We start from the raw sequence: 21,965 nt of genomic DNA, 5'->3' as shown, positions 1-21,965 counted from the left end.
TAAAAAAACCGCCTTACGGCGGTTTTTCTTTTCAGACGTATGGAGAACTTAAGAAGGCTGTTCTTCCAGCAAACCATTGACGAATTCAAACAGACCCGGACGACGGTCGCGGCGCAGACGCTCAGCCATAACAATGGACTTCACAGCGGCATAGGACTGGTTCAGATCTTCATTGATAACAATGTAATCATATTTGCTCCATTTCTGGATTTCAAAACGCGCATTGTTCAGACGTGTTTCAATCACTTCAGGCGTATCTTCCGCACGGCGGTTCAGACGCATCTGAAGTTCTTTCATGGTCGGTGGCAGAATAAAAATCGATACGACATCGGCCGGCATTTTGGCCTGAAGCTGTTCCGCACCCTGCCAGTCAATGTCAAACAACATGTCACGACCGTCTGCCAAGGCGTTTTCCGCAGTCTCACGCAGCGTTCCGTAATAATTGCCATGCACCTCTGCCCATTCAATCAGGGCATCGCTGTCACGCAGACGCTCGAATTCACGCACGCTTTTAAAGTGGTAGTGAACGCCCTCAATCTCGCTGGCGCGACGCTGACGGGTTGTCACGCTGACAGACAGGGAAAGATCCATGTCGCGGTCTTCCAGCAACAAACGTGCAATCGTTGACTTACCCGCGCCTGACGGCGAAGAAATGACCAACATAAGGCCGCGTCGTGCGACAGCATTTTCCACGAAGGAGATGGCCATAATCTATTCTGCTCCAGATTCTCTATTCACTGCTATGTCTGATATCATTGCGCCGCAATGATGTCTCTTTTGTTCTCTCTTTTCACAGCAATTGCGGCGTTTTTTAGTTATTAAAGCATTACCTGATCTTCACTATACGCGGAGCGGAAACGCTTGCAATCTTTACTATTCGAGGTTCTGAACCTGCTCGCGGAACTGATCGACAACCGCTTTCAGCTCAAGGCCGATTGCAGTAATGCTGGCCGCATTGGATTTTGAACACAGCGTATTGGTTTCGCGATTGAATTCCTGCGACAGAAAATCGAGCTTACGCCCCGCAGGGCCGCCGTCGCTGAGCAATTTATGCGCTGCAGCCACATGCATATCCAGCCGGTCAAGTTCCTCTTGAATATCCGCTTTGGTGGCAAGAAATGCTGCCTCCATATGCAGTCGCTGTTCGTCCAACACAATGGCCGCACTGCGATTGCTGTTCATAGCATCCAGCAGCAATGCCACCTGCCCCGCAAGGCGTTCACGGATCGCCTCAGCACTGCGCGACGTATCCTGACGCGCCTGCACTGCCAGTTCCGCAATCCGGTCAACATGGCTGCCAAGCAGATCGGACAGGCGCTTGCCCTCCTGCAAACGCATCAGCTTCAGCGCATCCAGTGCTTCATCAAAGGATGACAGCAATACGGCTTTCAAAGCCGCTTTACCTGCATCATCACTCAAGGCCTGCGGCGGTTCCAGAATACCGCGCAGATTAAGCACAGCATCCACACTGGCGGGCGCCAGACCATATTGGTTCTGCAACTGCTGCGCTGTTTGCATAACCTTGCTCAGCAAAGCCTCATTGATAACCAGCGCCGTCTGCGCCTCCGGCTCTTCAATTGTCAGGCTGACCTGAAATGATCCGCGGGCAAAAACACGCCCCAAAGCAGTGCGCAAGTGCAGTTCAAGATCATCAAAACCATTCGGAATACGAAAGCGGGCATCAAGCCCTTTACCGTTCACACAACGAATTTCCCAGCTGATCCGTGTCTGCGCATTCTCATCCGCCCCCGACATGAATGTCGCCGTATGGCGGGCGAAACCGGTCATGCTCTGTACTGTCATCTTAAAACCCGTTATCTGCGCCGTTTATCTTTGAAAGCGGCTTTTGCAAAAATGCCGTCCGGATGGCCGGACGGCATCATATTTTATCTGTATATTTAGAGCGGTCCAGTTAATGTTAAATCGCTGGAGCCGCTCTATCTATTTGTTTCTACGCGTATCTTATCCGAAAACCGCTTCACACTTTTCGGGATACGCTTTAATTACAAGCTTTACGGAGCCGGCGTTGGTGCAGTGCCGTTTGTTCCTGGCGCCGGATTTTCCTTGCGCTGACGCTCAACCTCACGCCATTTACGCACATTTTCATTGTGCTCTTTCAGCGTTGCCGCGAAGACATGGCCACCGGTACCGTCTGCCACGAAATACAGATCCTGAGTATCCAGCGGATTAGCGACAGCTTCCAGAGCATCGCGTCCCGGATTGGCAATCGGTGTAGGCGGCAGGCCTTTGATAATATAGGTATTATAAGCCGTTTCTTTTTCGATATCCGACTTATAGATCGGGCGGTCTGCAGGTTTGCCGCGTCCGCCAAAAATACCGTAAATAATTGTCGGATCAGATTGCAGGCGCATACCCGTATTCAGACGATTTACGAAAACAGACGCCACATGCGGACGCTCGGATGCCACGCCGGTTTCCTTCTCAACGATGGAAGCAAGCGTCACAAATTCGTTCTTGTCTTTGACCGGAAGACCGTCACGGCGCTTGGCCCAGACTTCATCTACCAGTTTGGCCTGTGCGGTTTTCAGACGATTGACCACTTCCTCACGCGGTGTGCCGCGTGTGAAGCTCAGCGTATCTGCTACCAGACTACCTTCAACCGGCAGTTCTTTTGGCAGGTCGCCGGAAAGCAATTCGCTATTGGCAATACGGTCGAAAATCTGCTGAACAGTCAGGCCTTCAGGAATGGTCACTGAATGCATCAGCGACTTACCTTCAACAAAGATATTCATAATATCGCGCATGGATGCACGGGCAGGAATAGCATATTCACCGGCCTTCATGCTCTTTTCCAGACCATAAGCGCGTGCGCCATAGCGGAAAATCCGCGCATCAGTAATCAGGTCTGCGCGCTCCAGCTGATCGGAAATTTCAATGATGCCGCTGCCGCGCTTCACAAAGAATGTCGAATCCTGTGACAGCGGCCCTTCAGTCGTGAACTGAACCTTGCCGAAATAGAACAAGGCACCCATGCCGATCACCAGAAAGACCAGCATAGACAGCATGAAATTGGCAAAAACCACAATCTGGCTGCGGGCATGACGCGAACGCTTGCGCTTTTTCGGCGGCGGCGGTGTGCCCGGTTCAGGGCGCAGTGCTTCGCTTGCCGATTTCAGAACCAAAGGCCCTGTTGCCGGTTCAGCCGCATCCGGTGTCGCAGGTTTTTCAGCTTGTGCGGCAGCTTGCGGCTGAGCCGGTGCCGATGGTGATACCGGAGCAGAAGCAGGTGCAGCTGGTGCTGCGGCGATTTCCGGAGAAACCGGTGCAACAATTGCATTTTCATCGGAGGTAACAGGCTTATGCGCGCTCGCAGAGGCAGCGCTCCCCGCATGAGATGGTGACGCATTATTCTGAACAGCGCTATCAGAAACGGCAGGCTGACCAGCAGATTTATTTTCAGATGATTGGTCTGACGTCACACTTACACTCCGGTTCAACCCGACCCGATGGCAATGAAAACCAAGGGCCTGAGCCGATTAATCTGTATTTTTAGTTTCTTCACTCAATGGGCACAATAATTGCGGCAAAAGCACGAATGTCGCAACCCGTGAACAAAGCTTTCGACAGAAAGAATCCATATTTAAGAGAGTATTTTGATCTGAAATACGGATTGCTTGCGTCTGCTGTTCAAAAACGGCCTCACCCGTCGCGGTACAAGCTCTTAATAAAAGGCCGCCTTCACTGAAAGCGGCCTTTTCATTCCATCAGCTAAAATGCTGTATCAGGCCTGATAGCGGCGCAGGATCAGCGAAGCATTGGTGCCGCCGAAGCCGAACGAGTTCGACACAGCAACATCAATCTGACGGGCGCGCGGCTTGTGCGGCACCAGATCGATCTTGGTACTGACCGACGGATTGTCGAGATTGAGTGTAGCAGGCGCAATATTATCGCGGATTGCCAGCGTCGAGAAAATCGCTTCTGCCGCACCGGCTGCACCGAGCAGGTGACCGATCGAGGATTTGGTCGAAGACATGGAAATCTTCGAGGCTGAATCTCCGACAACGCGTTCAACTGCTGCCAGTTCGAGCGTATCAGCCATGGTCGATGTGCCGTGAGCATTGATATAATCAACAGCATCCGGTGTGATTTTGGCGCTGCGTAACGCGGCTTCCATGCAGCGCTGTGCGCCTTCACCGTTCTCGCTTGGCGCTGTGATGTGATAAGCATCGCCGGACATGCCGTAGCCGATCACTTCCGCATAGATTTTCGCACCGCGTGCCAGCGCATGTTCCAGCTCTTCCAGAACCACAACGCCTGCACCTTCACCCATAACGAAACCGTCGCGGTCTTCGTCATATGGGCGCGATGCCGCTGTCGGATCATCATTCCGCTTGGTGGAGAGCGCTTTACAGGCAGCAAAACCGGCCAGAGAAATACGGCTGACCGGCGATTCTGTACCACCGGCAACCATCACATCGGCATCGCCGAAAGCAATCATACGGGCAGCATCACCAATAGCATGTGTACCGGTCGCGCAGGCTGTGACCACGGAGTGGTTCGGGCCGCGCAGCTTGTGCTTGATCGAAACATGGCCGGAAGCCAGATTGATCAGGCGACCCGGAATGAAGAAAGGCGAAATACGGCGCGGACCTTTGTCGCGCAGCGTATAACCGGCTTCAACAATACCTTCAATACCGCCGATACCGGAACCGATCAGCACACCGGTGCGGATCTGGTCTTCATCGCTTTCCGGATGCCAGTTCGCATCATCCAGTGCCTGATCGGCAGCGCCGACCGCATAGACGATGAAAGGATCAACTTTGCGCTGTTCCTTCGGTTCCATATAGAGATCAGCGTTGAATGTGCCGTCCGTGCCATCGCCGACAGGAATACGGCAGGCAATCTGACAGGCAAGGTCGTCAACTTCGAATTCGGTCACGCGGCGCGCTGCGCTTTGGCCGGCGAGCAAACGCTTCCAGGTTTCTTCAACACCATTTGCCAAAGGTGACACCAGGCCAAGACCGGTAACGACGACTCTTCTCATATGTATCCTTCCCTGCACCTGACCCTGTTTCTCGCTGGTCTTCGCCAGCGGCAGGCGGCACAGATTAATCAACCGCGTAATATCTCGACCGGAATCGATCAAGGGTTAGAATTACGCAGAATTAATAGATTGTTACAGCGCTTTTGTGGAGTAGCTAATTACAGATCCGCAAACAATGCTGTCTGATCGGCATAAAGGCAGTAAAACATTGCCTGAGCCTTATCCAAATATTTTCCGCGCTTCAAACGATAAGGGCCGGAAGATATGATCTTCCGGCCCGATATCTGCCTGCCGATTATACAAATAATCAGGCAGAAGCTTTATCGATGAATTTAACAGCGTCGCCGACCGTCAGGATGGTTTCAGCTGCATCATCAGGAATTTCTACGCCGAATTCTTCTTCGAAAGCCATTACCAGCTCAACTGTGTCCAGGCTGTCTGCGCCCAGATCATCAATGAAGCTTGCGCCTTCAGTTACTTTATCGGCATCTACGCCCAGATGTTCAACAACGATTTTCTTGACGCGTTCTGCGGTGTCGCTCATGTCGGACCTCGACCTGTTAATACCATAGCCTTGGTAGCGGCATGGCTGATTGTAATCAAGTGTTAAGATAACTCACCATTGCAACATTCATCACAATGAAAAGCACCCTGTGGATATTCCTACTGCATAATGCCTGAAACAGAAATGCATTTCAGACGCATTATACAATATATTTCAGTTGCAGCGATTTAACTGCTGCGCCGTTGAAGCGCAATCATATTTTATCACTGCAGCCGCCACGAAGCATAAAACATGCAGCGCAGCAATATTCGGGGCATTATCACGGTTCTGCTGTTTGGCAAAGTCCATTTTAACAAGCAACCACAGCGAAACAGAGCAAAAACCGTTAAAAGAACAGAAAAAAGAGCTTTATTGCTGTATTATCAGCTTTTTAAAGTTCTTTTATTCATGATTATTCCGGCCGGAACCGTTCAGAAACCGGCCGGATCTTCATCAGATCATGGCCATACCGCCGTTTACGTGCAGGGTCTGGCCTGTCACATAAGCGGCTTCATTACTTGCCAGATAGACAACGGCCGATGCAATTTCAGCACCCTGCCCCATGCGCTTCATCGGGATAGCCGACATGATTGTGTCTTTTTGCTTCTCATTGAGCTTGTCGGTCATAGCCGACTCAATAAAGCCCGGAGCAACGCAGTTCACAGTCACATTGCGCGAAGCAATTTCCTGAGCCAGCGATTTGGAGAAGCCGATAATACCGGCCTTAGAAGCGCAATAGTTTGCCTGTCCCGGATTACCGGTTACACCGACGATGGATGTAATATTGATAATACGGCCAAAGCGGCGGCGCATCATCGGATGGGTCAGCTCGCGAGTCAGACCGAATACGGAAGTCAGATTCACTTCGATCACCGCATCCCAGTCTGCATCGCTCATACGTACAAACAGACCATCACGGGTGATACCGGCGTTGTTAACGAGAATATCGACGCCTTCGAGCTGCTTCTCCACAGCCTGACCAAGCGCTTTCACTTCTTCACGGTCGGAAAGGTTCGCAGGGAAGATATAAGCGCGTTCGCCCAGCTCTTTGGCCAGCGCTTCCAGCTTTTCAACGCGGGTGCCGTGCAGAGCAACAATAGCGCCCTGTGCATGCAGCGCGCGTGCTACTTCTTCACCGATACCGCCGGTTGCACCGGTTACGAGAGCCTTGCGGCCAGTCAGATCAAACATGAAATCCTCTTGAATCTGATACGCGGACAATCTTCGTCCGCTTTATAACATTATTTTCAGCGCTTCAAAATCTGAGCGATTACGCCAGCAGAGCCTGAAGAACTAAATCAATCTCTTCAGCAGTGCCGACGGTCACACCGGTTACATCTTTGGAGATGCGGCGTGCCAAGCCGGTCAGCACTTTTCCGGAACCGACTTCATAAAGCGTTGTTACGCCGTGGCCTGCGAACCATTCAACAGTCTCGCGCCAGCGTACCTGACCTGTGACCTGCTCAACCAGCAGATCAGCAATTTCAATCGGATCCTTAACCGGAGCAACGCGCACATTGGCGATTACCGGCACAACAGGTGCCTGCTTATTCACAGTTGCCAGTGCTTCACGCATGGCATTGGCAGCAGGCGCCATCAGGCTGGAATGGAATGGTGCGGAGACCGGCAGCATGATTGCGCGCTTTGCACCGCGCTCTGAAGCCAGCTTTGCAGCCAGCTCAACAGCCGCTTTGGAGCCGGAAACAACCAGCTGACCGCCGCCATTATCATTAGCGATCTGGCAAGAGCCTTCTGCGGAAGCCTGTTCGCAAATTGCAAAAACATCAGCATGTTCAAGTCCGATGATTGCAGCCATCGCGCCTTCACCAACCGGCACGGCAGCCTGCATTGCATTGCCGCGGATACGCAGCAAGCGGGCAGTATCGGAAATGGAGAATGTACCGGCAGCGCACAGAGCCGAATATTCGCCGAGCGAATGACCGGCAACATAAGCGACTTTATCCTGCAGCTTCAGCCCCTGTGATTCCAGCACCCGCATAACAGCCATCGAAACTGCCATCAGCGCAGGCTGGGCATTTGCTGTCAGAGTCAGCTGGTCTTCCGGTCCTTCAAACATCAGGGTTGAGAGTTTTTCACCGAGCGCATCATCAACTTCTTCGAAAACAGCGCGCGCTTCCGGATAGGTTTCAGCCAAAGCCTTGCCCATACCGACAGCCTGACTGCCCTGTCCCGGAAATGTAAATGCTACAGTCATTAAAGCCTCTTTATTTTGTATCTGTGTTTGGCGATCCGCACACATATATATTATATTGCCTCTGCGGATACGATAAAATTATCTATAACTGCAACGCCCTGTGCCTTTCAGCCGCTTTCAAGTCAAGTCTTCGCGCCTGAAAACCCGTATACGCCGCTGCGATAACCCGTGTTTTTGCCTGCATAAGCGGCACAACGCGTATAGCTTTGCTTTTGCCGGTTGCAAAATTTTCAAAAAGCCACTAATAGGCACTCGTCATTGTCCGGCATCAGCTGGGGGCTGAACGGAGGCCGGATTTAAATATCCGGAGAAATTCTAGCGATTTCAACCTCCCGTGTCTCCGCTCTCGATCGTCTCGACCCGCGTCCTTTCTTCTCCGTTTTACGGATATAGACAAGTCGCAGAGGCTTAGCCGTTGATCCGGATGGTGGTTTTTTGAAGAAAGGCAAAGACAATGGCTCTTTATGAACATGTGATCCTTGCCCGACAGGATATCTCGCAGCAGCAGGTTGACGCACTGGTAGAACAGTACAAGGGCGTTCTTGAAGCTAACGGTGGTAAAGTCGGGAAAATCGAAAGCTGGGGACTGCGTCCTCTGACTTATCGTATCAAAAAGAACCGTAAAGCTTACTACACACTGGTAAACATCGATGCTCCTGCTGCTGCAGTTGCTGAAATGGAACGCCAGATGCGTATTAACGAAGACGTTCTCCGCTTCATGACCATTCGTGTTGAAGAACACGAAGAAGGCCAGTCAGCAATGCTGAGCCGTCGTGATGACCGCCGTGAACGTGAAGACCGTTTCGGCCGTGATGACGATCGTCCACGCCGTCCGCGTCGTCCACGCGACAACGAATCTGCCGGTGAAGGAGAAGAATAATGGTTGATATCAATCAGATCCCGACCCGTCGTCCGTTCCATCGTCGTCGTAAGACCTGCCCATTCACAGGTCCAAACGCACCGAAGATCGATTACAAGGACATCAAACTCCTGCAGCGTTACATTTCTGAACGCGGCAAGATCGTTCCTTCCCGCATTACAGCTGTAAGCCAGAAAAAACAGCGCGAACTCGCAAAAGCGATCAAGCGTGCACGTTTCCTCGGCCTGCTGCCATATGTTGTGAAATAAGATTTTTGATTCGGGGTGTGTCCGCACACCCCGGTTCATTTCTGATGCACCGGGGCATTAAAAACCGGAATAAATGATTTAGTGACCGCAAGGTCAGGTTGGGAACAGAGCGCGGAAGCGATCATTCTCTAACTGCAACCGGAAACTTCCGGGCAGGACAGCAGGATTAAGATGAATTACAATAGCAAACATATCGGAACCGGTGTTCTTGCGGGGCTTGCAGCCGCGCTGCTGGCTTCTGGTGTACTGGTCCAAAGCGGCCTTGCTATGGTTCTCTATGTCCTCACCCCTCTTCCTATTTTTATTGCCGCTCTTGGCTGGGGCACTGCCGCCGGTTTGATTGCCGCTGCCACGGCGAGCATTGCCGTTGCGATTTTCGCCGCACCTATGGTTGCGGTTCTGATTGCCCTCACCAGTTTCATCCCTGCTGCAACCGGCGCTTATCTTGCCGGTCTTGCGCGGCCTGCTCAGGAACTGGGCGGCCCTAAAGATGCACTGGTATGGTATCCGCTGCCGGACATCATGTTCCGCCTCGCACTGCTGATTTCTGTCAGCTTCATCATCGTCGGCTCGATTATCGGCTATGGTGAAGAAATGGTGCGTGAACTGACCGGTGCGATGATTGCAAGCCTGCAAGCCTCTGATCCCCAGTTCAATGCAAGCGACGATTTCCGTGAAATGCTGCAGCAGTTTCTGCTGTTCGGTCTGCCTGCCATTCAGGCTGCAACCAGCCTGATGTTCCTGACCGCGAATTTCTATCTCGCGCTGCGCATCACTGAACGCTCCGGCGTGCTGCGCCGCCCGCGCGATAACTGGCCTGCAACATTGCGCATGCCGCGCCCTGCTTTGCTGGTTTTCGCACTGACCTTTGCCGGCTCCATGTTCCTGTCCGGCCCTGCCAGCATGATCGCCACCACTTTTGCCGGTGCGCTTGCGGCGGGCTTTATCATGGCCGGTCTGGCAATTATTCACTGGCGGACACGCGGTGCCACATGGCGTCCGTTTGCTCTGTGGCTTGCCTATTTTCTGCTCATCATCTTCGCATTCTCTGCACTGATCTTTCTGGTATTCGGCCTGCTCGATACATCGCGCGGCGCTCCGCTCTCCAAAGATCCGTCCCAGAATTCATAACCATAAACACATTCAGAACTTAAACACTCAAGGAATAGTCCAATGAAAGTTATCCTGCTTGAACGCATCAGCCGCCTCGGTCAGATGGGCGATACTGTTACTGTAAAAGACGGCTTTGCCCGTAACTTCCTGCTCCCGCAGGGCAAGGCACTGCGTGCCAACGAAGCCAACATGGCTCGTTTTGAATCCCAGCGCGCTCAGCTCGAAGCCCGTGATCTGGAACGCAAAACCGAAGCACAGGCCGTTGCTGACAAGCTGGACGGCAAAAGCTTCATCGTTGTTCGCTCGGCTGGTGAAACCGGTCAGCTGTACGGTTCGGTTTCGACACGTGACGTTGCTGATGTTGTAACTGCTGAAGGCTTCTCGCTGAACCGCAACCAGGTTGACCTGAACCACGCGATCAAGACAATCGGCATTCACACAATCTCGATCGTTCTGCACCCGGAAGTATCGGCCACAATCACCATCAATATCGCACGTACAGCTGACGAAGCTCTGCGTCAGGAAAAAGGTGAAGATCTGTCGACTGCTGCTGCTATCTACGGCATCGAAGAAGAGCCTCTGGCTGAAGAAGTTTTCGACGAAGACTTCGATGGCGAAGAAAACGCATAATCAGCGTTTTCCTACAGATCTCGTATCTGAAAGGCTGCACCGGACATCCGGTGCAGCTTTTTTATTACCCGTTTATTTATGAAACCATCACGCGAAAATGATTACACTCTCCGTAATTATTTCTGCCCCGCTCTTTCCAGAACAATAAAACCGGCTATTCTTAAAGCGCTGTACCGTGTTTAGCTCTTTGTGTTGACGCATTATCCAAAGAAAAACCGCTTTGCACTTTTTCTGGAAATGCTCGAAAGGCGGATACAGGCGCGGAAACTCGCCGCTTCATCCGTCGCTCAACCGGTTCTGCAAGATCGGAGGAGGATGAGACATGAGTAGCATGCTGCATTCGGTTCTGAACAAGCTGATCTCAAGCGGCGATCTTAAAGTACAATTTGCCGATGGCGCGACACACACTTACGGCAACGGCACTGCGCCACATGTTACGCTTGCCTTTCACAACAAAGCGGCGGAAAGAGCAATTGCTCTTGATCCGGAACTGAAGCTCGGCGAATGCTTCATGGACGGGGATATCAGTTTTCCGGAAGGCGATATTTACAGCTTTCTCCGGCTGGTCTTTGAGAATACCGGCCCCACGGCGGCAAAAGAGCCGTGGATGCGTGTCTTAACCCGATTACGCAAAATTTTCAGACCATTACAGCAAATGAACACGCTGGCACGCTCATCCAGAAATGTGCAACGGCACTATGATCTGAGCGGCGAATTGTATGATCTGTTTCTTGATCCCGACAAGCAATATTCCTGCGCTTATTTTGAAACACCGCAGACCAGCCTTGCGGAAGCACAACTGGCCAAGAAACGGCATATTGCGGCCAAGCTGCAAATCAAGCCGGAAGATAAATTACTGGATATCGGCTGCGGCTGGGGCGGGTTAGGTCTGTATTTCGCAGAATTTCTTGATGCTGATGTTACCGGTGTAACCCTATCTCAGGAGCAGTTCCAGATTGCCAATCAAAGGGCAAAAGAGAGCGGCCTGAATCAACAGGCGCAGTTTCTCTTGCAGGATTATCGCGAGCTGAACCAGCAATTCGACCGGATCAGTTCAGTCGGCATGTTTGAACATGTAGGCGTTACCCATTATGCCGAGTTTTTTCAGCAGGTTGCGCGGCTGTTAAAACCGGATGGTTCCATGCTGCTGCACTCTATCGGCCGTAGTGACGAGCCTTCCGTCACCAATCCGTTCATCCGTAAATATATTTTCCCCGGCGGCTATATCCCCTCTCTCTCGGAAGTCCTGCCGCATATTGAAAATGCAGGACTGATTATAACGGATATCGAAATCCTCCGCCTGCATTATGCGGAAACGCTCAAAGCATGGCGTGAAGCTTTCATGGCAAACCGCGATAAAGCAAAAGCCATTTATGATGAGCGTTTTTGCCGGATGTGGGAATTTTATCTGGCAGGCTCGGAATCCGCCTTCCGCTGGCAGAATATGATGGTGTTTCAGATACAGCTTGCACACAGACAGGATGCCGTGCCGCTGACCCGTAATTATATTGAGCAGGAGGAAAAGCGGCTTAAGCGACTGGAAATGCGGAAATTCAAAGCTTGCAATGACAGCAGCAGCGAGAAGATCAGCCCGAAACATCTGGTTTATTAAAGCGCGGGTCAACGGGCTGCAATTTTGTGACAAATTGACGACACTCTGTTGTTCATAAAGTTTTTATCAAGAGATTGTGAAGTTCCGGCGATTGCACCGCTGGTGCGCTTCAGACATTTATCTGTTTGCTTTTACGCGCTCTTTTACCTGAAACCTGCATCGCATCTTTCGGAGCGCTGTTGTTTCAAGGGATAAATATCTGATGCCCAGCGTGCAAACCAAGCTGCACCCACGCCTGAATAAAACAACCCTGCTTGTCTTATCAGCAGGATTACTGGTTCTTCTCGCTTCCTATCCGCTGGCACTCATTCTCCCTGCATGGACATCGTGGGAAAACGGCCCTGTTGAAAATGCTCAGGCAATATTGCTGTTTCTGGGTATGATACAGGCACTGATTTTTCAAAAATCCGGTAGTTCTGACTGGAAATGGTTCTGGCGCGGTGCGGCATTGATCTGGTTTATCTGCGCAGTTCGGGAATTAAGCTGGGGTGCGGTTTTCCTTGAGCCGATCAGCCTTTCCGAGCTTGGCCCTTTCTTCTCATCACGCCAGCTCTGGTACAAACCAGCCATCATGCCGGCATTGATTGCCTCTGTTTTGCTGTTAGCGGTTCTGATGCTGAAAAACGGCTCGCATAAATTGCTCAAACCATTGCAGCAATCCGGCGGGTTGCCATGGGGGGCATTTTTGCTGGCAACGCTGTGCATGATGATTTCAACAGCAGCAGAAGAGCATCTTGGCCTTACAACCGGCCTGACCGGCGCAGCCGCTCAAAACCTTGAAGAACTGAGCGAATTGGCAGCCTATATTTTTCTTCTGACCGGACAGTTCCAGCTCCGCTATCACCAGTCTTTGCTGGCGACTGCGGACTAACCTCTATCAAAAGACCCCACGCGACGACTATCTGACAGGCAGTTCTTGCAGCTGCAGCCTGTGAATCGCTGTGAATCATGGTATAGCCGCTTCAACTGCACCGGCAGATTGTTTACACTCATATTTCAACAGACTCTGATGTCCGGCTTTTTGCCGGATAATTCCCGCTTGATTGCGGCAAAGGATCCAGAACTTTATGGCTGACGCGACTGTTCACAAACTTGAAGAGACACGGGACACCCAGAATTCGCTTTACCGCGAAGCCCCGAACAATATCGAAGCGGAACAGGCTCTTCTCGGCGCAATTCTGATTAATAATGATGCTTTTTACCGTGTTTCGGACTTTCTGAAGCCGCCGCATTTTTACGACCCGCTGCATCGCCGTATTTATGAACTGGCGTCCGAGCTGATCCGCGTTGGTAAAATGGCCAATCCGGTGACCATGAAAACCTTCCTGCCTGCCGATGATAAAGTCGGCGACATGACTGTGTTTCAATATGTGGTGCGTCTTGCCGCTGAAGCGGTAACCGTTATCAATGCGGAAGATTATGGCCGCGCGATCTATGACCTTGCCACACGCCGCTCGCTGATTGGCATCGGTGAGGAAATGGTCAATGTCGCCTATGATGCGCCGGTCGATATGGCTCCGCGCTCACAGATTGAAGATGCGGAACGCCGCCTGTTTGAACTGGCGGAAACCGGCCGTTATGACGGCGGCTTCCAGCCCTTCAACGAAGCCGTTAAAACCGCGATTGATCTAGCGGGTGTTGCCTTCCAGCGTGACGGACATCTGTCCGGTGTTTCCACCGGCATCCACATGCTGGATGGTAAGATGGGTGGCTTGCAGTCTTCCGACTTGATCGTGCTGGCAGGGCGTCCGGGTATGGGTAAGACCTCCCTTGCCACCAATATCGCCTTCAATATTGCCGCTGCCTATCAAGGTGAACAGCTGGCAGACGGCTCAATGAAAGCCATCAATGGTGGTGTGGTCGGCTTCTTCTCGCTCGAAATGTCCGCCGAACAGCTGGCAACCCGTATTATTTCCGAGCAGACAGAAGTTTCCTCATCCAAAATCCGTCGTGGTGAAATCTCGGAAACCGATTTTGAAAAGCTGATCGCCTGCACCCAGACGATGCAGCGTATTCCGCTTTATATTGACCAGACCGGTGGTATCTCCATTGCGCAGCTGTCTGCACGTGCCCGCCGCCTCAAGCGTCAACGCGGCCTTGATTGTCTGGTGATTGACTATATTCAGCTGATGACCGGTTCGTCCAAAGCCTCGGCGCAAAACCGCGTGCAGGAAATCACCGAAATCACCACGGGTCTCAAAGCCCTTGGCAAAGAGCTGAACGTGCCGATCATCGCGCTGTCACAGCTCTCCCGTCAGGTGGAAAACCGCGAAGACAAACGCCCGCAGCTCTCCGATCTTCGTGAATCGGGTTCCATCGAGCAGGATGCGGACGTTGTGCTCTTCGTGTATCGTGAAGAATATTACGTCAAAAACCTTGAACCACGCGACGAATTCGATCCGAAATATGACGAGTGGAAAATGCACTTTGAGAAAGTCAAAGGCACGGCAGACGTTATCATTGCCAAACAGCGTCACGGTCCTACCGGTACTGTAAAGCTCGCCTTCCAGTCGGAATTCACGCGCTTTACCGATCTGGCCGAAGGCACTTATCTGCCTGAACAATATGACGATCACTGAAAGATAAGAGCTTGGCTAAAAACCGGATTCAGTTCATCTGCCAGAATTGCGGTGCCACGCATTCGCGCTGGGCAGGCAAATGCGACGGCTGCGGCGAGTGGAACACACTTGTCGAAGAAGGCACATCCGGCGGCATCGGCTCGGGTCCGGGCAAAATGGCGATGCGCAAAGGCCGTGCCGTTGCGCTCACCACCCTCTCCGGTGAGATTGAAGATGCACCGCGTATCCAGTCCGGTATCGGTGAGCTAGATCGTGTGACAGGTGGCGGCTTTGTCCGCGGTTCCGCACTGCTGGTCGGCGGTGACCCGGGCATTGGCAAATCAACCTTACTTACACAAGCCGCTGCGGCTTTAGCTCGTCGCGGCAACCGCATCATCTATGTATCCGGTGAAGAAGCGGTGGCACAGATTCGTTTGCGCGCTCAGAGATTGCATGCCGCAGACACATCTGTGGAACTGGCAGCAGAAACCAATGTCGAGGATATTCTCGCGACCATTGATACCAAACCACGCCCTGATCTGGTGATTATTGATTCCATCCAGACCCTGTGGACAGATGCGGCTGACAGCGCACCGGGTTCGGTGACGCAGGTACGTGCCGGTGCGCAGGCGATGATCCGCTACGCCAAGTCAACCGGCGCAGCCGTGGTGCTGGTCGGCCATGTGACCAAAGAAGGCCAGATCGCAGGCCCGCGTGTGGTTGAGCATATGGTTGACGGCGTTTTGTATTTTGAAGGCGAAGGCGGCCATCACTACCGCATCCTGCGCACAGTCAAAAACCGCTTTGGTCCGACTGATGAAATCGGCGTTTTTGAAATGTCCGATAAAGGTTTGCGGGAAGTCTCCAACCCGTCCGAACTGTTTCTTGGCGAGCGCAATGAAAAGGCTCCGGGAGCTGCGGTATTTGCCGGTATGGAAGGTACCCGCCCTGTTCTCGTGGAAATTCAGGCGCTTGTTGCACCATCCACACTCGGCACTCCGCGTCGCGCCGTTGTCGGCTGGGATAACAGCCGTCTATCCATGACCCTTGCCGTGCTGGAAGCCCATTGCGGTGTGCGCTTCGGCCAGCATGATGTTTATCTCAATGTGGCTGGTGGTTATCGTATTTCCGAGCCTGCTGCGGATATGGCTGTAGCGGCAGCGCTTGTCTCGTCGCTTGCCGGTATTCCGCTGCCTGCAAACAGCGTTTATTTTGGTGAAGTCAGTCTTTCCGGTGCAGTACGTGCCGTAGCTCATGCTGCGCAACGCATTAAAGAGGCGGAGAAACTCGGCTTTAAACAGGCTGTTCTGCCTGTGGGCGGGGGTGAGTTGTCACGCCCACACAATTTCACGCTGACAGAAACCGGCTCCCTGCCCGATCTGGTGGCACGAATTGCTGCTTCCGGCCCCGGAAAGAATGCGCAGAACCGAGATTAGCATAGGTCTATCACAACAGAAAACTCGGGAATCATAGGCTCTCTGCAACTTAAAATAACGGATGCGGAGCATTAACAACCGGACATAGGCTGAATTTTTTTACAGGCTATAACGGCTTTAAATTGCAATCGGCTCCCGAATTAGTGATTTATGAAAGAAATTCAGGTTAATTTTCGACGACAAAAGTGTCACAACTCTATCGGACTGACGCGAGACACTGTAAATCTTTGAGCTGCGGCAATTATGCCCGCACGAAATTATATGTCCCGAGGGACAGACCGACACAGAGGAATTAGGCAGGATGCCGATTACATTGCTAGACGGAATTCTTATCGGGGTAACCCTCGTATCGGCCATTCTGGCCATGGTACGCGGATTTTCGCGCGAAGTGCTTTCGGTGGCATCCTGGGCTGCGGCAGCTCTGGCCGCCTATTTCTTCTATAAGCCTGTCGTGCCCTACCTGCAGCCATATATCAGCAATGAAACCATTCTGAATATTGCGGCAGCCGGTTCGGTCTTTCTGGTGACATTGATTGTTGTATCAATCATCACCATGAAAATTGCCGATTTCATCATCGACAGCCGTATTGGTGCGCTTGACCGCACACTGGGTTTTATTTTCGGCGCAGCACGCGGCGTTCTGCTGGTTGTGGTTGCAATGCTGTTCTTCAACTGGCTTGTGGCTACAGATCAGCCAAGCTGGATCACCAATGCCAAATCCAAGCCGATGCTGGATTCTCTTGGCCAGCAACTGGTGGATATGCTGCCGGAAGACCCTGAAACCGCAATCATTGAGCGCCTGAAGCCGCAATTGGGCACCCAGCCTTCCGCGCAGGATGTGCCTGAGAATGATGTACCGGCTCAACCGGCAAACTAAATTCAGTTCGCATATTTTAATAAAAACGCCGGCAGATAAATCTGCCGGCGTTTTTGTTATACTCCCAGTCTGGCATTCGGCTTTCGGAAATCCGGCCAGCGCCCGATTGTCAAAGCTCTCAGCAGCCATTCCAGCGGCCCGTAATAATAATGGCGCAGCCACCACCGGCTCACAAATAGCTGGACAATGAAAACGGACAGGCCAATCAGAACATTGACAATTGCCGTTGTTTTCTCGATCAACCCAAGACCGAAGCCGTAGAAAATGAAACTGCATATCAGCGATTGCAGCAGATAATTGGACAGCGCCATACGCCCCGCCGGAGCCAGTGCATCACGCCAGAACTGGCCATGTTTTGTGCCGAAAAGCCGGAGCATCAGTGCGATTATACCAAAAGTCAGTAGTGGCGCCGTCACAAGGGTCAATGCCAGACCAAACACTTCCCATTCTGTACCGCTTGCAAACAAACCTGTCAGCGCAGTCAGTACCGATGCGGGCAAACCGATCATGATAGCGGCTTTTATTGCCGGTTTCAGATAAGGTCTGTACAGCTCCGGTTGTGCCAAAAACTGGTGCCTGCCTGCCAGAAAACCGAGTAAGAACATAGCCAGCGCACAGGGAGCCTGTATCAGTAACAGCAAAACCCACATGGTTTGCAGCTCTGTTATATGCTGCATGATAACTGCGCCAAAACTGCCGCTATATGCTGTATGAGCCAGCTGCGCTTCAGCTAAGAGTTCAGCAATGTCTGTCTGATCCGGGTTCCAGAACAAAGCGCCGACCAACAACCAGAGCAATGCCGTTAAACCAATCAGCCACACCGCAGCTTTAATCAGCGTGTTATCCGGCTTGTTTCGCCAATATAATAAAACCACGCCGAGCACAGCATAGGTTGTGAGAATGTCGCCATGGAAAAGCAGAACTGCATGCAGCAGACCGACAATCCACAAACCGGCCTGACGCCGTAAAAAACGCGGAACAAAAGCCTCTCCGGCACGCTCTGCCGACTGCATTTGCAGCGTGACGCTATAGCCGAACAGGAAAGAGAACAGCAGATAGAACTTCATCTCAAAGATTGTTGAGATGATTAACTGCACGAACTCGTTAAAACCAAAGCTTAATTCTGCATCGCTATTTGGAAACCCATAAAAAACGGAAGAAAAGGCCAGAATATTAACCTGCAAAATGCCAAGCAGTGCAAAACCACGCAGGGCATCCACATCCGCAATACGGGATACAGGCTTTGCAGCCGGAGACGGGACATCTGATTTCATTTCTGCGCTTCCCTGCCATTTGCAAGACCAAGCACGCCCGTCATCATTGTTTTCAATGCTGCTTTCTGTTCCTGAGGCTTAAATTGCAGGTCGACAGAAACACGGCTGAAAATACCGTCCACCATCACCATCAGACAATGCACAACTGACGCGGCAGAAAATTGCCGGCTGAACTGTCCGTTCTCCATTCCCAGACTGACCAGATATTCCAGTTCCTCACGCATCACACGGGTGCTCAGCCGGTACAAAACACCAATCTCCGCATCCCGCCCTGCCTCTGCAGCAATTTCCAGAGCCAGCGATGCCTGTGCAGGGTCAGAAGCAACATCCAGCACCACATCAAAAAAAGCGTCCAATGCAGTCACAAGATTTTCCTGCTCGCGCAATGCCGCAACAAATATCTGGGTCTGCTGCAAATCTTCTTCAACAATCGCAGCGATGATTGCTTTCTTGCTTGAGAAATAATGAAACAGATTTCCGGTACTGACGCCTGCCGCTGCACAAATTTGTGCCGTGCTGGTCTGGTGAAACCCCTGCTCCGCGAAACAGGCTTTCGCCGCCTCCAAAATCATCTGTTTCTTTGCCTGATGTTTTTCAGGATCTGTCACGCGCATAGCGCACCTCTAAAATAGACTGAACGCTCGGTTTATTAATTTGAAATCACAGCTTACGCAAGCGATAAAATAATCCACACAGACTGCGACCAAATTGTGCTATTGTTTAAAACCTGAGGAGAACTGTTGTGTCTAAGGACTAACCGCCATATATGAGGCTGAAAATCAGAGACATATGGGGAGTAATGTCTGCGAAGGAGCAATTTTCCTGCTGAGAACAGCAGAAAACATAATCGTCTCCCGAACACCCTCTCCCTGATGTCCCGCTCAGACTTTTCATCAGAGCTGCATTTTGAGCCTCAGTCGTCTGAACTCTGCGCAATGCTCTGAATTGTTCCTTTTGCATGGCACTGCAACCGGAAAGCTTTCGGTTTTGGGACTATGCAGCAAAAGCACTCTTATGATAGAGAGCATTTTTAATTGCTCTGCAATCGAAAGGCCCAGCGGCTATGATAAGTCATTCCGGTGAAACCGCCCATATTTCGTCAGATCATTCTCAGAAGATCTGCGCCTCTCACACAGGAGAGAGCGGCGGCACAGAACCGCTTCATAATTCTTCCCGTTTTTCCTTTGATGAAGACGCCTTGCATGAAGAATGCGGCGTCTTTGGCATTCTCGGCCATGAGGATGCAGCAACGCTGACAGCTCTCGGCCTTCATGCCCTGCAGCATCGCGGACAGGAAGCGGCCGGTATTGTTTCCTATCATGAAGGACGCTTCTATTCCGAACGTCACATGGGGCTGGTTGGCGATCATTTCACCAATCCTGCAACCCTGAAACAGCTTCCGGGCAATCTTTCGATCGGTCATGTGCGTTACTCCACCACCGGTGAGACTGTGCTGCGCAATGTGCAGCCGCTATTTGCCGAACTGGAAGTCGGCGGCATCGCCATTGCCCATAACGGCAATTTCACCAATGGTCTGAGCCTGCGCCGTCATCTGATTGCCTCCGGTGCGATCTGCCAGTCCACTTCTGATTCTGAAGTTGTGCTGCATCTCATCGCCCGTTCGCGCCTCGCGTCATCCAGCGACCGTTTTGTCGATGCAATCCGTCAGGTTGAAGGCGGCTATGCGATCCTCGCTATGACCCGTACCAAACTGATTGCAGCGCGCGATCCTGTCGGTATCCGCCCGCTGGTTATGGGTGAACTCGACGGCAAGCCGATTTTCTGCTCCGAGACCTGCGCACTCGACATTATCGGCGCAAAATATATCCGCGATGTGGAAAACGGCGAAGTTATCATCTGCGAAACACAGGCAGACGGTTCTATCAGCACCACATCCATCAAGGCCTCGAACCGCAAGCCGGAACGTGTTTGCCTGTTTGAATATGTCTATTTTGCCCGTCCTGACTCCGTTGTCGGCGGCCGCAATGTTTATGTTGCGCGTAAAAACGCCGGTATTAATCTGGCCAAAGAATCTCCGGTTGAAGCGGATGTTGTAGTGCCTGTGCCGGATGGCGGCACTCCGGCAGCAATCGGCTATGCACAAGCCAGCGGTATTCCGTTTGAGCTCGGCATTATCCGCAATCACTATGTCGGCCGCACCTTTATTGAACCGACACAGCAGATCCGCGCCCTCGGCGTGAAGCTGAAACATTCAGCAAACCGCGCGATCATTGAAGGCAAACGTGTTGTGCTGGTGGATGACTCCATTGTGCGCGGCACCACTTCGATGAAAATCGTGCGAATGATCCGCGATGCCGGAGCCAAGGAAGTCCATATCCGTGTTGCCTCCCCGATGATCCATCATCCGGATTTCTACGGTATTGATACGCCGGATGCAGACAAGCTGCTGGCCAACCAATATCCTGACCTGCAGGCAATGTGCGATTATATCGGTGCGGATTCGCTGGAATTCCTCTCCATTGACGGTCTTTATGAGGCGGTCGGCGGCGAGAAGCGTAATCCGAAAGCTCCGCAATTTACCGACCATTATTTCACGGGCGACTATCCGACCCGTCTGGTCGATCAGGAAGAATTGTCGAATATTCACAATTTCGCATTACTTTCCAGCAACGGCTAAAATCCTAAAAGGCGGCTTTCAGCCGCCTTTACATTATGCAGACTGAAACGGGTGGATTTTTATGAGCTTTGATCTGAGCGGACGCACAGCACTGGTGACCGGCGCATCCCGCGGCATTGGTTATTTTCTGGCATTGGAACTGGCGAAACGCGGTGCCCATGTCATTGCTGTTGCACGGACTGTCGGCGGCCTTGAAGAACTGGATGATGAAATTCAGGCAATGGGCAATACAGCAACCCTTGTCCCGCTTGATCTGAAAGACATGCCTGCTCTTGACCTGCTCGGCTCATCTATCAATGACCGCTGGGGCAAACTGGATATTCTCGTCGCCAATGCCGGTGTGCTTGGCACAATCTCTCCGGTCGGCCATGTGGAAGCCAAGGTGTTTGACAATGTTATCAGCACCAATCTGACCTCAATCTGGCGCCTGATCCGCTCGGTTGACCCGCTGCTGCGCCGTTCTGATGCCGGTCGTGCTATTCTGATGTCCTCCGGCGTCGCCCATACAGCACGCGCATTCTGGGCGCCTTATGCCGCTTCCAAAGCTGCGGTAGAAGTGATGGGGCGCTCATGGGCAGAAGAGACCAAACAAATGCCGCTGCGGGTTAACTCCGTCAATCCGGGTGCTACGCGCACAGCGATGCGCGCCAAAGCAATGCCGGGTGAAGATCCGGAAACTCTGCCGCATCCGGCCGATGTCGCTGCAAAAATTGTGCAGCTCGCCGATCCGGCGCTGACCATTACCGGCCAGCTTTATGATGTACGTCAGGATAAATTCCTGCAATATCATATGCCTTCATAAACACATGTCTATAATCGTCTGGCCGGATTATTAATAACCGGCCAGAACTGTTTTTTATCCAATCTTTTCAATTAAATAATATTCTTCGCGGCTTTTTTATTCGCAGCTCCCTGCTGCCTCATTTTATCCTGCC

At 52.0% G+C, this 21,965-nt stretch carries 20 protein-coding genes; 11 read left to right on the top strand and 9 right to left on the bottom strand.

The annotated features are described in order from the left end of the window. Positions 1 to 48 precede the first annotated feature (48 nt). From gmk to fabD, 7 genes are all read right to left on the bottom strand, one after another. Positions 49 to 708: a guanylate kinase gene (gene gmk, locus KHQ09_RS06915; RefSeq protein WP_075654629.1), complete on the bottom strand. Its 660-nt coding sequence runs from the start codon at positions 706 to 708 to the stop codon at positions 49 to 51. 165 nt (positions 709 to 873) lie between these two features. Next, positions 874 to 1,803 (bottom strand): YicC/YloC family endoribonuclease, encoded by a 930-nt coding sequence (locus KHQ09_RS06910; protein WP_213597269.1) that lies wholly within the window; start codon positions 1,801 to 1,803, stop codon positions 874 to 876. Between the two features lie 209 nt (positions 1,804 to 2,012). Further along, positions 2,013 to 3,269 (bottom strand): endolytic transglycosylase MltG, encoded by a 1,257-nt coding sequence (mltG, locus tag KHQ09_RS06905; protein ID WP_213599852.1) that lies wholly within the window; start codon positions 3,267 to 3,269, stop codon positions 2,013 to 2,015. Between the two features lie 473 nt (positions 3,270 to 3,742). Beyond that, on the bottom strand, positions 3,743 to 5,005 hold the full coding sequence (gene fabF / locus KHQ09_RS06900; RefSeq protein ID WP_151158030.1) for a beta-ketoacyl-ACP synthase II: 1,263 nt from the start codon (positions 5,003 to 5,005) through the stop codon (positions 3,743 to 3,745). 307 nt (positions 5,006 to 5,312) lie between these two features. Continuing rightward, positions 5,313 to 5,549 carry an acyl carrier protein gene (locus tag KHQ09_RS06895; RefSeq protein WP_002963616.1) on the bottom strand — a complete coding sequence of 79 codons (237 nt, stop codon included), beginning with the start codon at positions 5,547 to 5,549 and terminating at the stop codon, positions 5,313 to 5,315. A gap of 453 nt (positions 5,550 to 6,002) precedes the next feature. Next, positions 6,003 to 6,740, bottom strand: coding sequence for a 3-oxoacyl-[acyl-carrier-protein] reductase (fabG, locus tag KHQ09_RS06890; protein WP_022712181.1), 738 nt, complete (start codon positions 6,738 to 6,740; stop codon positions 6,003 to 6,005). A gap of 79 nt (positions 6,741 to 6,819) precedes the next feature. Then, positions 6,820 to 7,764, bottom strand: coding sequence for an ACP S-malonyltransferase (gene fabD, locus KHQ09_RS06885; protein WP_213597267.1), 945 nt, complete (start codon positions 7,762 to 7,764; stop codon positions 6,820 to 6,822). A gap of 454 nt (positions 7,765 to 8,218) precedes the next feature. On the opposite strand from fabD, the gene rpsF reads away from it, so the two are divergent. The 9 genes from rpsF to KHQ09_RS06840 all read left to right on the top strand — a co-directional run bounded on the left by rpsF (position 8,219) and on the right by KHQ09_RS06840 (position 17,118). Next, positions 8,219 to 8,644, top strand: coding sequence for a 30S ribosomal protein S6 (rpsF, locus tag KHQ09_RS06880; RefSeq protein ID WP_022712183.1), 426 nt, complete (start codon positions 8,219 to 8,221; stop codon positions 8,642 to 8,644). After that, positions 8,644 to 8,892: a 30S ribosomal protein S18 gene (rpsR, locus tag KHQ09_RS06875; RefSeq protein WP_022712184.1), complete on the top strand. Its 249-nt coding sequence runs from the start codon at positions 8,644 to 8,646 to the stop codon at positions 8,890 to 8,892. Before rpsF ends, rpsR begins: the two co-directional genes overlap by 1 nt. A 171-nt stretch (positions 8,893 to 9,063) precedes the next feature. Continuing rightward, positions 9,064 to 10,023, top strand: coding sequence for a DUF2232 domain-containing protein (locus tag KHQ09_RS06870; RefSeq protein WP_022712185.1), 960 nt, complete (start codon positions 9,064 to 9,066; stop codon positions 10,021 to 10,023). Between the two features lie 42 nt (positions 10,024 to 10,065). Further along, positions 10,066 to 10,635: a 50S ribosomal protein L9 gene (gene rplI / locus KHQ09_RS06865; RefSeq protein ID WP_022712186.1), complete on the top strand. Its 570-nt coding sequence runs from the start codon at positions 10,066 to 10,068 to the stop codon at positions 10,633 to 10,635. Positions 10,636 to 10,957: 322 nt separating this feature from the next. Next, the gene (locus KHQ09_RS06860; RefSeq protein WP_213597265.1) at positions 10,958 to 12,247 is read left to right on the top strand and encodes an SAM-dependent methyltransferase; all 1,290 of its coding nucleotides are present in this window, start codon (positions 10,958 to 10,960) and stop codon (positions 12,245 to 12,247) included. A 202-nt stretch (positions 12,248 to 12,449) separates the two neighbouring features. Continuing rightward, positions 12,450 to 13,118: a hypothetical protein gene (locus KHQ09_RS06855; RefSeq protein ID WP_213597263.1), complete on the top strand. Its 669-nt coding sequence runs from the start codon at positions 12,450 to 12,452 to the stop codon at positions 13,116 to 13,118. Between the two features lie 196 nt (positions 13,119 to 13,314). Continuing rightward, positions 13,315 to 14,826: a replicative DNA helicase gene (locus tag KHQ09_RS06850; protein WP_075654624.1), complete on the top strand. Its 1,512-nt coding sequence runs from the start codon at positions 13,315 to 13,317 to the stop codon at positions 14,824 to 14,826. A gap of 11 nt (positions 14,827 to 14,837) precedes the next feature. Beyond that, positions 14,838 to 16,241, top strand: coding sequence for a DNA repair protein RadA (radA, locus tag KHQ09_RS06845; protein WP_213597261.1), 1,404 nt, complete (start codon positions 14,838 to 14,840; stop codon positions 16,239 to 16,241). A gap of 301 nt (positions 16,242 to 16,542) precedes the next feature. Next, positions 16,543 to 17,118, top strand: a complete 576-nt coding sequence (locus KHQ09_RS06840) for a CvpA family protein (protein ID WP_022712192.1) — start codon at positions 16,543 to 16,545, stop codon at positions 17,116 to 17,118. A 56-nt stretch (positions 17,119 to 17,174) separates the two neighbouring features. On the opposite strand, the gene KHQ09_RS06835 is transcribed toward KHQ09_RS06840, so the two are convergent. Both KHQ09_RS06835 and KHQ09_RS06830 read right to left on the bottom strand, forming a co-directional pair. Further along, positions 17,175 to 18,392 carry a DUF418 domain-containing protein gene (locus KHQ09_RS06835; protein ID WP_213597259.1) on the bottom strand — a complete coding sequence of 406 codons (1,218 nt, stop codon included), beginning with the start codon at positions 18,390 to 18,392 and terminating at the stop codon, positions 17,175 to 17,177. Beyond that, positions 18,389 to 19,006, bottom strand: a complete 618-nt coding sequence (locus KHQ09_RS06830; protein WP_213597257.1) for a TetR/AcrR family transcriptional regulator — start codon at positions 19,004 to 19,006, stop codon at positions 18,389 to 18,391. The genes KHQ09_RS06835 and KHQ09_RS06830 overlap by 4 nt, the downstream gene beginning before the upstream one ends. A gap of 449 nt (positions 19,007 to 19,455) precedes the next feature. Here KHQ09_RS06830 and purF point away from each other — a divergent pair, with 449 nt between their 5' ends. Together purF and KHQ09_RS06820 are read left to right on the top strand one after the other, a co-directional pair. Next, a complete protein-coding gene (gene purF, locus KHQ09_RS06825) occupies positions 19,456 to 21,030 on the top strand; it encodes an amidophosphoribosyltransferase (RefSeq protein WP_022712195.1) in 1,575 nt (524 codons plus the stop codon). Positions 21,031 to 21,091: 61 nt separating this feature from the next. Beyond that, the gene (locus KHQ09_RS06820) at positions 21,092 to 21,832 is read left to right on the top strand and encodes an SDR family NAD(P)-dependent oxidoreductase (protein WP_075654620.1); all 741 of its coding nucleotides are present in this window, start codon (positions 21,092 to 21,094) and stop codon (positions 21,830 to 21,832) included. Positions 21,833 to 21,965 lie beyond the last annotated feature (133 nt).

The organism is Pseudochrobactrum algeriensis, assembly GCF_018436245.1.
GTDB classification, from domain to species: domain Bacteria; phylum Pseudomonadota; class Alphaproteobacteria; order Rhizobiales; family Rhizobiaceae; genus Pseudochrobactrum; species Pseudochrobactrum saccharolyticum.
Note: the sequence above shows the minus strand (reverse complement) of the source record. Positions and strands in the feature narration are given on the sequence as shown.

Coding starts and splice junctions, on each gene's coding strand:
- gmk (WP_075654629.1), bottom strand. CDS start 708: ATGGCCATCTCCTTCGTGGAAAATGCTGTCGCACGACGCGGCCTTATG.
- KHQ09_RS06910 (WP_213597269.1), bottom strand. CDS start 1,803: ATGACAGTACAGAGCATGACCGGTTTCGCCCGCCATACGGCGACATTC.
- fabF (WP_151158030.1), bottom strand. CDS start 5,005: ATGAGAAGAGTCGTCGTTACCGGTCTTGGCCTGGTGTCACCTTTGGCA.
- KHQ09_RS06895 (WP_002963616.1), bottom strand. CDS start 5,549: ATGAGCGACACCGCAGAACGCGTCAAGAAAATCGTTGTTGAACATCTG.
- fabG (WP_022712181.1), bottom strand. CDS start 6,740: ATGTTTGATCTGACTGGCCGCAAGGCTCTCGTAACCGGTGCAACCGGC.
- fabD (WP_213597267.1), bottom strand. CDS start 7,764: ATGACTGTAGCATTTACATTTCCGGGACAGGGCAGTCAGGCTGTCGGT.
- rpsF (WP_022712183.1), top strand. CDS start 8,219: ATGGCTCTTTATGAACATGTGATCCTTGCCCGACAGGATATCTCGCAG.
- rpsR (WP_022712184.1), top strand. CDS start 8,644: ATGGTTGATATCAATCAGATCCCGACCCGTCGTCCGTTCCATCGTCGT.
- KHQ09_RS06870 (WP_022712185.1), top strand. CDS start 9,064: ATGAATTACAATAGCAAACATATCGGAACCGGTGTTCTTGCGGGGCTT.
- rplI (WP_022712186.1), top strand. CDS start 10,066: ATGAAAGTTATCCTGCTTGAACGCATCAGCCGCCTCGGTCAGATGGGC.
- KHQ09_RS06860 (WP_213597265.1), top strand. CDS start 10,958: ATGAGTAGCATGCTGCATTCGGTTCTGAACAAGCTGATCTCAAGCGGC.
- KHQ09_RS06855 (WP_213597263.1), top strand. CDS start 12,450: ATGCCCAGCGTGCAAACCAAGCTGCACCCACGCCTGAATAAAACAACC.
- KHQ09_RS06850 (WP_075654624.1), top strand. CDS start 13,315: ATGGCTGACGCGACTGTTCACAAACTTGAAGAGACACGGGACACCCAG.
- KHQ09_RS06840 (WP_022712192.1), top strand. CDS start 16,543: ATGCCGATTACATTGCTAGACGGAATTCTTATCGGGGTAACCCTCGTA.
- KHQ09_RS06835 (WP_213597259.1), bottom strand. CDS start 18,392: ATGAAATCAGATGTCCCGTCTCCGGCTGCAAAGCCTGTATCCCGTATT.
- KHQ09_RS06830 (WP_213597257.1), bottom strand. CDS start 19,006: ATGCGCGTGACAGATCCTGAAAAACATCAGGCAAAGAAACAGATGATT.
- purF (WP_022712195.1), top strand. CDS start 19,456: ATGATAAGTCATTCCGGTGAAACCGCCCATATTTCGTCAGATCATTCT.
- KHQ09_RS06820 (WP_075654620.1), top strand. CDS start 21,092: ATGAGCTTTGATCTGAGCGGACGCACAGCACTGGTGACCGGCGCATCC.